The organism is Tatumella morbirosei (assembly GCF_000757425.2).
GTDB classification, from domain to species: domain Bacteria; phylum Pseudomonadota; class Gammaproteobacteria; order Enterobacterales; family Enterobacteriaceae; genus Tatumella; species Tatumella morbirosei.
On sequence record NZ_JPKR02000005.1, the window covers coordinates 509995 to 522195 of the forward strand.

Sequence of the window (12201 nt, forward strand, 5' to 3'; positions counted from 1 at the left end):
CCGTTATCCTCCCAACTTACTCTTATCGCGTACGGCACCTTTATCGGCACTGGTCGCGAGGGAAGCGTAAGCACGCAGTGCGAAAGAAACTTCACGCTGACGATCATGCGGGGTATATGCCGCACTGCCACGAGCTTCTTCTGCCGCACGACGAGCTTCGATTTCTGCTTCGCTAATATCCAGGCTGATAGTACGGGCAGGAATATTGATATCGATGGTATCGCCATCTTTTACCAGGGCAATTGCCCCACCATTGGCCGCTTCAGGGGACGCATGCCCGATAGACAGGCCCGACGTTCCTCCGGAAAAACGCCCGTCGGTAATCAATGCACAGCTTTTGCCCAGCCCCATCGATTTCAGATAGGTCGTTGGATACAACATTTCCTGCATCCCCGGGCCACCCTTTGGACCTTCATAGCGGATCACCACAACATCTCCGGCAACCACTTTTCCACCCAGGATAGCTTCTACCGCATCATCCTGGCTCTCATAGACTTTCGCCGGTCCACGGAAGGTCAGGATTTCTTTATCAACACCGGCAGTTTTAACAATACATCCATCCAGCGCCAGGTTGCCATAGAGTACAGCCAGCCCACCGTCCTGAGAAAACGCATGCTCACGGGTACGGATACACCCCTGTTCACGGTCATCATCCAGCGTATCCCAGCGACAATCCTGAGAGAAGGCCTTGGTAGTACGGATACCCGCAGGGCCGGCGCGGTACATTTTTTTCACTGCTTCATCGGATGTCAGCATGATATCGTAGTTATCCAGGGTCTCACGCAGAGTCGTACCCAGGATGTTTGGAACAGAAGTATCCAGTAGTCCTGCGCGATCCAGCTCACCCAGAATCCCGATGACGCCACCGGCACGGTGTACGTCTTCCATGTGATATTTCTGAGTGCTCGGCGCCACTTTACAAAGATGAGGAACTTTACGGGACAACCGGTCAATATCAGAGATATCGAAATCGATTTCGCCTTCCTGAGCGGCAGCCAGCAGATGCAGAACCGTGTTTGTCGATCCGCCCATCGCGATATCCAGCGTCATCGCGTTTTCAAAAGCAGCCTTGCTGGCAATATTACGCGGCAGTACAGAAACATCATCCTGTTCATAGTAGCGTTTAGTCAGGCCAACAATACGTTTACCTGCATTGATGAACAACTGCTCACGATCCGCATGGGTTGCCAGCAGAGAGCCGTTCCCCGGCTGAGACAGACCCAACGCTTCTGTCAGACAGTTCATTGAGTTAGCGGTAAACATCCCTGAACAGGAACCGCAGGTAGGGCAGGCAGAACGTTCAATCTGCTCACTGTCAGCATCACTGACATTCGGATTTGCGCCCTGAATCATCGCATCCACTAAATCCAGCTTGATGATTTGGTCAGACAACTTGGTTTTACCGGCTTCCATCGGGCCACCTGAGACAAAGATGACCGGAATGTTAAGACGCAGAGACGCCATCAGCATTCCCGGGGTGATTTTGTCGCAGTTAGAAATACAGACCATCGCATCAGCACAGTGCGCGTTGACCATATACTCTACAGAATCAGCGATCAGTTCACGCGACGGTAGTGAATACAACATCCCGCCGTGACCCATGGCGATACCATCATCAACAGCGATGGTATTAAATTCTTTGGCGACACCCCCGGCAGCTTCAATTTGTTCGGCAACCAGTTTCCCCAGATCACGTAAGTGAACATGGCCGGGAACAAACTGTGTGAATGAGTTAACAACTGCAATGATCGGCTTGCCGAAATCATCATCAGTCATTCCGGTCGCGCGCCACAGTGCGCGGGCTCCCGCCATATTGCGACCATGGGTGGTGGTAGCGGAACGGTACTTAGGCATGCTCTGTTTACTCCAGTCTGAAAATAAAATCGCGGACATTTTCTGTCCGCGTTATCTGTCGAATTATTATGGGTTGACCTGATCCAGCCAGCCCCATTTATCTTCTGTTTCACCGGTAAACAGGCCAAAGAACGCCTGCTGAATACGCTTCGTCACCGGACCACAACGGCCTTCACCTACCTGAATTCCGTCAACACTGCGCACCGGGGTGATTTCGGCAGCCGTCCCTGACATAAAGACTTCATCCGCCAGATACAGTGATTCACGGGACAGAACCTGTTCGCGAACCTCAATACCCAGATCCGCAGCCAGTTTGATGATGGCATCACGGGTAATTCCCGGTAACGCTGAAGAGGTGAATGGCGGGGTAAACAGAATGCCATCCTTGACTTCAAACAGGTTCTCACCTGCCCCTTCAGACACATAACCATTCACATCCAGGGCAATACCTTCCTGATAACCGTGGCGACGTGCTTCGCTGCCAACCAGCAAAGAGGAGAGGTAGTTACCGCCGGCTTTTGCTGCGGTAGGAATAGTATTGGCTGCCACACGGTTCCAGGAAGAAACCATCGCATCAATACCCTGCTCCAGCGCTTCAGCACCCAGGTAAGCTCCCCAGGGGAACGCGGCAATAATCACATCAGTGCTGAACCCTTCTGGTGGGTTAACGCCCAGGCCGACATCACCAACAAATACCAGTGGACGGATATACGCACTTTTCAGATTGTTGACGCGTAAGACTTCACGGCAGGCTTCCATCAGCTCATCAACGCTCTGTGAGACAGGGAAGCGATAAATTTTGGCAGAGTCACGCAGACGTTGCATGTGTTCACGGTGGCGGAAGACAACCGGCCCCTTGTGCGAATCATAGCAACGCACACCTTCAAAGACCGAAGTACCATAGTGCAGTGCATGAGACATGACGCTGACTTTGGCCTCTTCCCATTTAACCATTTCCCCGTTGAACCAGATAAACTCTGCTTTTTTAGTACTCATTTTTTTGTCCTTTTACGCTTCGGCGTGGATTTGTTGTGTTGTCTGTTGTGTAACCCGGACGCTGGTCACGTCCATCAGTTTGGTAAGTTGCGTTGTCAGTAAATCAACCGGACGCAGACTGGTTACGGTCATGGCGATACTGACCTGGAAACCGTCATGCGCCTGAGACATATTCATGGCACAGATGCGGAAACCCCGGTGGCGAACCACCCGCAAAATACGCTCTAATATTTCAGGGCGGGACTGCGCTTCGATAGACAATTGATGCTGGTTCATAAGGTTTCCTCCATCATATCGGCATTACTGGCGCCAGGTGGAACCAATGGCCAGACGTTTTCATACTCATCAATGCTGACATGCAGGAAATAGGGACCGTCACTGTTCAGCATAGCGTCCAGCGCACCATCAATCTGGTCTTTACGGCTGATTCTTTGTCCCGGGATACCGAAGGCACTCGCCAGGGTCAGGAAGTCCGGGTTATCCGTCAGATAAGTTTCGCTGTAGCGTTGGTCAAAAAATAATTGCTGCCACTGGCGCACCATGCCCAGTCGTTGGTTATCCAGCAGCAGGATTTTTACCGGCAGTTTACGCCGTTTAATTGTACCCAACTCCTGAATATTCATCATTATCGAGCCATCACCCGACACGCAGACCACAGGATCCTGCGGGCAGGCGACCTGTGCCCCAATCGCTGCCGGCAAACCAAATCCCATGGTTCCCAGGCCACTCGAGGTGATAAAACGATCCGGTGCATCAAAGTCCATATGCTGGGCAGCCCACATCTGATGCTGACCCACATCGGTCGTCACAATAGTCTGCGGGGATTTTCGTTCTGAGAGGGTTTTTAATAATGCCGGGGCAAAAATGGCTTCCCCTGGATGGTTATAAGCAGGAGAAAAATCGCGCTTCATCGCCGCTGTGGAACTTCGCCATTCTGCGATATCCATTGGCTGACTTAAGGCCGGCAACAACTGCTGCAGGCTGCCCTGCAAAGATACATGTGCCCTGCGCAGTTTATTCAGTTCGGCAGGGTCAATATCCAGATGAATGACAGCGGCGTTAGGTGCAAAGGTATCCAGTTTTCCGGTAACCCTGTCATCAAAGCGGGCGCCGACAGCAATCAGTAAATCACATTCCTGAACCGCCAGGTTTGCCGCCTTGCTGCCATGCATGCCCAGCATGCCCAGATAGGTTTCATCCTCTGCAGCAACGGCTCCCAGGCCTTTCAGTGTGCATACAGAAGGAATACCGGTCATCTCCAAAAATTGACGCAGTGCCGGAACAGCCGCGGCCATGCCCACTCCTCCCCCGGCATAAATCACCGGTTTCTTCGCATGAGCCATGAGTCGGCGAGCCTCGGCCAGATCACCCTCCGGCAATGGCATCATGTCAGCGGGTTGTGGCTGGCGCTCAACAAAGTCTGCGGAACCCAGCTGAATATCTTTAGGAATATCTACCAGAACAGGGCCCGGTCGACCAGAAGCTGCAATTTCGAAAGCACTGGCCAATACCGCTGGCAGCTCTTCCAGTGACTGTACCAGGAAACTATGTTTGGTACAGGCCAGCGATAAACCTAAGACATCGATTTCCTGAAAGGCATCGGTACCCATGACAGCAGAAGAGACCTGTCCGGTGATAGCGACCACAGGAACGGAATCCATCATTGCATCGGCCAGTCCGGTAATCAGATTCGTGGCTCCCGGACCAGAGGTTGCAATACACACTCCGGTTTTTCCTGTTGCCCGGGCATAACCAATGGCTGCCATTACCGCACCTTGTTCATGCCGGCACAGCAGGTGTTCCACACCTCCGTCATACAGCGCATCGTACACTGGCATAATTGCCCCGCCCGGATACCCAAAAACGGTCTGAATCCCTTGTGTCCGTAATGCCTGAACTACCCACTGTGCTCCAGTCATGGCTATTCTCCTGCCTTTTGCCGGGAACAACAGAATTTTGTGCTAGGTTTCATCTTCTGCTCCACATTAAAATACTGTAAGACCTTAAGACCAAAAAAAACCCCCGGACCTGTCGGTGCGGGGGTTCTCTTTCGATTAAGACTTGATTTCTAAGCCTTTCTTTCTCCGAGTGCAGCCCCGCACGATGGTAGAATAATCACCACCACACTAATCACGACCAGGCTAATCACTCGTAGAAGGGCTTTCATAATAAGTACAATAATTCGCTTAATTCGAAGTAATGCCTAAAGAGTTACCATAGATTTATGATCGGTGACAACTTTTTTCTGTGTTTAATTTCCATTTCAACCCGGTAGATTTTTTTAACCCACTGATAAGTATTAGTTATATGTAAAAAACATTTTTGGTGTTTTTTTTGGCAGAAAAACAGAGGACCGACTGCAGGCGCTCACAGTTTAAGCGAAAACCATCTCCTTGCAGGTAGGCTTTTTATGCATCGTCACGCAAAAATGGTCATTTTACCCGCAACATTTCCAGCCGGCGTTTTACACTGCCATTTAACACAAGGAGAGAATATGTCATTAGCCAGAGTAATGACCCGGGCGAGTATTGGCGTTAGTGCCCCGTTGGTGACCATCGAAGCCCACCTGAGTAGTGGATTACCCGGACTAACCCTGGTTGGCCTTCCTGAAACAGCAGTAAAAGAAGCCAGAGAACGGGTACGTAGTGCTATGATTAACAGCGGGTTTAATTTTCCCGCCAGACGTATTACCGTCAATCTTGCCCCGGCAGATATGCCTAAAGAAGGAGGTCGCTATGATTTACCCATCGCTATTGCGATTCTGGCCGCCTCAGAGCAGATCCCGGCATCATCTCTTATGCAGCTGGAGTTTTTGGGAGAACTGGCGCTGAATGGCTCTCTGAGAGCGGTCAGAGGGACTATTCCTGCGGTACTGGCCGCACTGAATGACCAACGAACCATGATACTCTCCCGGGCTAATGAAGCCGAAGCAGGATTAGTCACCCAGGGACCCTGCTATGTGGGAGATACCTTACTCAATATCTGTCACTTCCTGCATGGCAAGAGTGAACTGCCAAAGGCCGAAAATAACCTGCCCGTCCCGCGTCGCCAGCATCCGGATCTTCAGGATATCATTGGTCAGCAGCACGCCAGACGCGCACTGGAGATCACTGCTGCAGGTGGCCATAATCTGCTGTTGATAGGCCCGCCAGGAACCGGAAAAACAATGCTGGCAACCAGACTGCCTGGCATTCTTCCACCGCTCAGCCGTGATGAGGCACTTGAATGTACCGCCCTGCTAAGCCTGAGTCGGGATATTCCCCCTGCAACACTCTGTACCGATCGCCCTTTTCGCGCTCCACATCATAGTTCATCGATGTTTGCTCTGGTTGGCGGTGGCTCGCTACCTCTGCCGGGAGAAATCTCGTTAGCACACAATGGAGTATTGTTTCTTGATGAACTGCCGGAGTTTCAGCGCAAATCGCTCGACTCATTGAGAGAACCTCTGGAATCAGGCGTCATCGCCATTTCCCGGGCGAAGGCAAAAATTACCTATCCGGCGAGATTTCAGCTGATAGCAGCCATGAATCCTGGTGCCTCAGGGAGCTACGAAGGCATTCACCAGCGGCAGACACTCAGCCAGTTGCTACGCTATCTGAATCGCCTCTCAGGGCCTTTTCTGGACCGGTTTGACCTTTCCCTTGAAGTTCCCCTGTTGCCCCCGGGAACTCTTGCTCAGCAACGCCATGTAGCAGAGTCATCGGCCCGGGTTCGTCAAAGAGTCATTAAAGCCCGGGAATTGCAGCAGCGAAGAGCAGGAAAAGTAAATGCGTTAATGGATAACAGAGAGGTCAGAAAATTTTGCCAGCTAAGCGTCGCAGATGCACAGTGGCTTGAACAGGCATTACTGGCACTCGGGCTTTCAGTCAGAGCATGGCAGCGAATTCTGAAAGTTTCCAGAACTCTGGCAGATCTTCAGCAACAGCCGGATATTTCCAGGCAGCATCTGCAGGAAGCACTAAGTTATCGGGCGATGGACAGGTTACTACAGCGCCTGCATAAGCAGCAGTCATGACAGACAGGGTGACAGTTGACCTGCCAATATCAGGCATAAAAAAAGGGCCACAGGCCCTTTCTGATATTCTGTCTTAATCGTCGCTGTCATTAAACTCTTCGACGGTATCCATCTGCGGCTTACCGCCAGACAACGTGTGGAAGCGTTTTGGACGTTTAATTCTGGCCATGTATTTAGACCAGACACGTTCTGCTTCCGTTTCCGGCTCACGTATACCGCGGCAAACTTCGACAAAGCGGCGTTCTTCTTCGGTCACTGGCTCACGCTTAGCAAGATCAAGTTCGTTGAAGGCAAAGCCATGACGCTCAAGTAACTGAGCTTCCTTAATGGTAAAATCACCGTGGCGTGAGAACCCGCGCGGGTAGTTTTTGTTATCAAAAAAACGATTGGTTGTGGTAAAGCTATCCGTCATTTTACACGCTCCTAACTCTTTTATGGTCGTGTGATTTATGGCGCGGAGTATTAGATACGCTTGACAAAGTGTAAAACAAAAGATTTAAATCAATACGATTAGTATTTTTGGAGATGTGATTGTGGACACTGAATTGCTGAAAACTTTCCTGGAAGTAAGCAGAACACGCCATTTTGGAAGAGCTGCAGAAGCATTGTATCTGACTCAGTCAGCAGTAAGTTTTCGCATTCGCCAACTGGAAAATCAGTTGGGTGTAAATCTGTTCACCCGTCATCGCAACAACATACGCCTGACTTCTGCCGGGGAGCGTTTGCTGCCCTATGCTGAAACGCTGATGAATACGTGGCAAATCGCTAAAAAAGAGGTATCACTATCGCTCACGCACCATGAGTTGACCATTGGTGCCAGTACTGCGCTATGGGAGGCCTACCTGACCCCGTGGCTAAAAAGTCTCTATGAGACCAGAGAGAATCTGCATATCGAGGCCAGAGTCGCGCAAAGGCACCTCCTGGTTAAACAGATTCATGAAAGACAGCTCGATGTACTGATTACTACTGAAGCCCCAAAAATGGATGAGTTATCCAGTCAGCAAATTGGCCATATTTCGCTGGCATTGTTCCGCTCGCGACATTCAGAGAAAAAGGAGAAATATCGCTATATCAAGCTGGAATGGGGTGCCGATTTTCATCAGCATGAGTTTTATCTGTCTGGCAACGAAGATACCCCGGTATTGACCACCACTTCAGCCCACATCGCCCGTGACTTACTGCATACCACGGAGGCCTGTGCATTCCTGCCTGAATACTGGCAAACACTGTACAAAGATCTGGTCCAGGTGGCAGATACGGCTACCGTGGTACGGCCACTGTATGCTGTCTGGCTGCAAAATAGTGATCAACAGTCAGCACTCAAACAGCTGCTAAAGGTTCCGGTAGTTTCCCGCTAACAGTTTCCGCTCTTTACATGCCATAACGGGTAACATGACCGGCGAAATCCGGTCAGCAGAGACTACTGATGAGTGAATTTCAGGCAAAAAAAAATCCTTTGCTAAGCAAAGGATTGATTTTTCTGGCAGGGGCGGAGGGACTCGAACCCCCAACACCCGGTTTTGGAGACCGGTGCTCTACCAATTGAACTACGCCCCTAAATAGGGTGGCGGAACGGACGGGACTCGAACCCGCGACCCCCTGCGTGACAGGCAGGTATTCTAACCAACTGAACTACCGCTCCACCGATTCTGTACTGAACTCAGAAACTGTCTGAACCCAGGTATTTCACCTTTTACCCGTCACGGTAAAAGTCATGACCACTGTTCTGGTCGTAATTGGATGCCTGGCAGTTCCCTACTCTCGCATGGGGAGACCCCACACTACCATCGGCGCTACGGCGTTTCACTTCTGAGTTCGGCATGGGGTCAGGTGGGACCACCGCGCTCTAGCCGCCAGGCAAATTCTTGTGCTCGGAATGAATCTTTTATACAGATACTGCGTTACTTCCCTCGCGTTCCTCAGTCACATACTCTGTGTATGCTCCTTCATACCGTCTCAGTCAGTGCCTTGTCTCTGCACAAAATCTTTCATTCCCGCTAATTCTTAAAACCGCTCTGCTCTTACGGATAACACTCATGTCCGCAGAACACTGCTAATTCTTAATTTAACTATCAGGAACTCACTGAAAATCTTTGCGTCTCTGCAAAACGCCTCTGGCGTTGTAAGGTTAAGCCTCACGGGTCATTAGTACCGGTTAGCTCAATGCATCGCTGCACTTACACATCCGGCCTATCAACGTCGTCGTCTTCAACGTCCCTTCAGGACCCTTAAAGGGTCAGGGAGAACTCATCTCGGGGCAAGTTTCGTGCTTAGATGCTTTCAGCACTTATCTTTTCCGCACTTAGCTACCGGGCAATGCCATTGGCATGACAACCCGAACACCAGTGGTGCGTTCACTCCGGTCCTCTCGTACTAGGAGCAACCCCCCTCAATTCTCCAGCGCCCACGGCAGATAGGGACCGAACTGTCTCACGACGTTCTAAACCCAGCTCGCGTACCACTTTAAACGGCGAACAGCCGTACCCTTGGGACCTACTTCAGCCCCAGGATGTGATGAGCCGACATCGAGGTGCCAAACACCGCCGTCGATATGAACTCTTGGGCGGTATCAGCCTGTTATCCCCGGAGTACCTTTTATCCGTTGAGCGATGGCCCTTCCATTCAGAACCACCGGATCACTAAGACCTGCTTTCGCACCTGCTCGAACCGTCACTCTCGCAGTCAAGCTAGCTTATGCCTTTGCACTAACCTCACGATGTCCGACCGTGATTAGCTAACCTTCGTGCTCCTCCGTTACTCTTTGGGAGGAGACCGCCCCAGTCAAACTACCCACCAGACACTGTCCGCAACCCGGATAACGGGTCCACGTTAGAATATCAAACATTAAAGGGTGGTATTTCAAGGATGGCTCCGTACGAACTGGCGTCCGTACTTCAGTGCCTCCCACCTATCCTGCACATCAAGGCTCAATATTCAGTGTCAAGCTATAGTAAAGGTTCACGGGGTCTTTCCGTCTTGCCGCGGGTACACTGCATCTTCACAGCGATTTCAATTTCACTGAGTCTCGGGTGGAGACAGCCTGGCCATCATTACGCCATTCGTGCAGGTCGGAACTTACCCGACAAGGAATTTCGCTACCTTAGGACCGTTATAGTTACGGCCGCCGTTTACCGGGGCTTCGATCAGGAGCTTCTCGCAGAGCGATAACCCCATCAATTAACCTTCCGGCACCGGGCAGGCGTCACACCGTATACGTCCACTTTCGTGTTTGCACAGTGCTGTGTTTTTAATAAACAGTTGCAGCCAGCTGGTATCTTCGACTGGCTTCAGCTCCGGGAGCAAGTCCCTTCACCTACGCGCCAGCGTGCCTTCTCCCGAAGTTACGGCACCATTTTGCCTAGTTCCTTCACCCGAGTTCTCTCAAGCGCCTTGGTATTCTCTACCTGACCACCTGTGTCGGTTTGGGGTACGATTTCGTGTTACCTGGAGCTTAGAGGCTTTTCCCGGAAGCAGGGCATTTGTCACTTCAGTGCCGTAGCACCTCGTCATCACGCCTCAGCCTTAAGAGATTCCGGATTTGCCTGGAATCTCAGCCTACACGCTTAAACCGGGACAACCGTCGCCCGGATGACATAGCCTTCTCCGTCCCCCCTTCGCAGTAACACCAAGTACAGGAATATTAACCTGTTTCCCATCGACTACGCTTTTCAGCCTCGCCTTAGGGGTCGACTCACCCTGCCCCGATTAACGTTGGACAGGAACCCTTGGTCTTCCGGCGAGCGGGCTTTTCACCCGCTTTATCGTTACTTATGTCAGCATTCGCACTTCTGATACCTCCAGCAGACCTCACAGTCCACCTTCAACGGCTTACAGAACGCTCCCCTACCCAACAACACATAGTGTCGCTGCCGCAGCTTCGGTGCATGGTTTAGCCCCGTTACATCTTCCGCGCAGGCCGACTCGACCAGTGAGCTATTACGCTTTCTTTAAATGATGGCTGCTTCTAAGCCAACATCCTGGCTGTCTGAGCCTTCCCACATCGTTTCCCACTTAACCATGACTTTGGGACCTTAGCTGGCGGTCTGGGTTGTTTCCCTCTTCACGACGGACGTTAGCACCCGCCGTGTGTCTCCCGTGATAACATTCTCCGGTATTCGCAGTTTGCATCGGGTTGGTAAGCCGGGATGGCCCCCTAGCCGAAACAGTGCTCTACCCCCGGAGATGAGTTCACGAGGCGCTACCTAAATAGCTTTCGGGGAGAACCAGCTATCTCCCGGTTTGATTGGCCTTTCACCCCCAGCCACAGGTCATCCGCTAATTTTTCAACATTAGTCGGTTCGGTCCTCCAGTTAGTGTTACCCAACCTTCAACCTGCCCATGGCTAGATCACCGGGTTTCGGGTCTATACCCTGCAACTTAACGCCCAGTTAAGACTCGGTTTCCCTGCGGCTCCCCTATACGGTTAACCTTGCTACAGAATATAAGTCGCTGACCCATTATACAAAAGGTACGCAGTCACACCCCAAAGGGTGCTCCCACTGCTTGTACGTACACGGTTTCAGGTTCTTTTCACTCCCCTCGCCGGGGTTCTTTTCGCCTTTCCCTCACGGTACTGGTTCACTATCGGTCAGTCAGGAGTATTTAGCCTTGGAGGATGGTCCCCCCATATTCAGACAGGATACCACGTGTCCCGCCCTACTCTTCGAACTCACAGTATGTGCATTTTCATGTACGGGACTTTCACCCTGTATCGTGCGCCATTCCGGACGCTTCCACTAACACACACACTGATGATGGTTCAGGGCTGCTCCCCGTTCGCTCGCCGCTACTGGGGGAATCTCGGTTGATTTCTTTTCCTCGGGGTACTTAGATGTTTCAGTTCCCCCGGTTCGCCTCGCAACACTATGTATTCATGTTGCGATGATGCACTGAGTGCACCGGGTTTCCCCATTCGGACATCGCCGGCTGTATCGGTTCATATCACCTTACCGGCGCTTTTCGCAGATTAGCACGTCCTTCATCGCCTCTGACTGCCAGGGCATCCACCGTGTACGCTTATTCGCTTAACCTCACAACCCACAGACGTCTTGCAACGACTATGAATCGTAAAAGTTTTTGAGAGACTCTGAATAACTCGCGTTATTCATTGTTTTCAAATTTTCAGCTTGTTCCGGATTGTTAAAGAGCAATATCTTAAACATGACTCGTAAGTCATCTTTAAGATAATTTGGCCGGTGACTTTCACTCACAAACCAGCAAGTGGCGTCCCCTAGGGGATTCGAACCCCTGTTACCGCCGTGAAAGGGCGGTGTCCTGGGCCTCTAGACGAAGGGGACGTGAAATTTGCTGTCGCGAATCACTGATTCGCTAATTTC

The 12201-nt window shown here is 51.3% G+C and carries 8 protein-coding genes, 3 tRNA genes and 2 rRNA genes; 2 read left to right on the forward strand and 11 right to left on the reverse strand.

The features are described from left to right. Positions 1-3: 3 nt before the first annotated feature. The 5 genes from ilvD to ilvL form a co-directional block, all read right to left on the reverse strand. Entirely contained in the window at positions 4-1854 is a 1851-nt protein-coding gene (gene ilvD, locus HA49_RS17840; RefSeq protein ID WP_046791939.1) for a dihydroxy-acid dehydratase, read from the reverse strand. A gap of 66 nt (positions 1855-1920) precedes the next feature. After that, positions 1921-2850: a branched-chain-amino-acid transaminase gene (ilvE, locus tag HA49_RS17845; protein WP_038015719.1), complete on the reverse strand. Its 930-nt coding sequence runs from the start codon at positions 2848-2850 to the stop codon at positions 1921-1923. A 12-nt stretch (positions 2851-2862) separates the two neighbouring features. Then, positions 2863-3126: an acetolactate synthase 2 small subunit gene (gene ilvM / locus HA49_RS17850; protein ID WP_038015721.1), complete on the reverse strand. Its 264-nt coding sequence runs from the start codon at positions 3124-3126 to the stop codon at positions 2863-2865. Beyond that, complete coding sequence (gene ilvG / locus HA49_RS17855; protein ID WP_038015724.1) at positions 3123-4769, reverse strand: acetolactate synthase 2 catalytic subunit; 1647 nt, start codon at positions 4767-4769, stop codon at positions 3123-3125. The genes ilvM and ilvG overlap by 4 nt, the downstream gene beginning before the upstream one ends. A gap of 149 nt (positions 4770-4918) precedes the next feature. Continuing rightward, positions 4919-5017: an ilv operon leader peptide gene (gene ilvL / locus HA49_RS21060; protein ID WP_071780145.1), complete on the reverse strand. Its 99-nt coding sequence runs from the start codon at positions 5015-5017 to the stop codon at positions 4919-4921. 327 nt (positions 5018-5344) lie between these two features. Between ilvL and HA49_RS17860 the strand changes: the two genes are divergently transcribed. Next, complete coding sequence (locus HA49_RS17860) at positions 5345-6865, forward strand: YifB family Mg chelatase-like AAA ATPase (RefSeq protein WP_038015726.1); 1521 nt, start codon at positions 5345-5347, stop codon at positions 6863-6865. A 73-nt stretch (positions 6866-6938) separates the two neighbouring features. Here the strand turns inward: HA49_RS17860 and HA49_RS17865 are convergent, their stop codons facing one another. Further along, positions 6939-7277: a MaoP family protein gene (locus HA49_RS17865; protein ID WP_038015729.1), complete on the reverse strand. Its 339-nt coding sequence runs from the start codon at positions 7275-7277 to the stop codon at positions 6939-6941. 121 nt (positions 7278-7398) lie between these two features. Here HA49_RS17865 and hdfR point away from each other — a divergent pair, with 121 nt between their 5' ends. Further along, on the forward strand, positions 7399-8223 hold the full coding sequence (hdfR, locus tag HA49_RS17870) for an HTH-type transcriptional regulator HdfR (RefSeq protein ID WP_038015731.1): 825 nt from the start codon (positions 7399-7401) through the stop codon (positions 8221-8223). A gap of 123 nt (positions 8224-8346) precedes the next feature. Here hdfR and HA49_RS17875 read toward each other — a convergent pair. The 5 genes from HA49_RS17875 to HA49_RS17895 all read right to left on the reverse strand — a co-directional run bounded on the left by HA49_RS17875 (position 8347) and on the right by HA49_RS17895 (position 12162). Then, positions 8347-8422 (reverse strand) — tRNA-Trp (locus HA49_RS17875). A gap of 8 nt (positions 8423-8430) precedes the next feature. Beyond that, a tRNA-Asp gene (locus HA49_RS17880) sits at positions 8431-8507 on the reverse strand. 100 nt (positions 8508-8607) lie between these two features. Then, positions 8608-8723, reverse strand: a 5S ribosomal RNA gene (gene rrf, locus HA49_RS17885). Positions 8724-8989: 266 nt separating this feature from the next. Further along, positions 8990-11895, reverse strand: a 23S ribosomal RNA gene (locus tag HA49_RS17890). 191 nt (positions 11896-12086) lie between these two features. Further along, a tRNA-Glu gene (locus tag HA49_RS17895) sits at positions 12087-12162 on the reverse strand. Positions 12163-12201 lie beyond the last annotated feature (39 nt).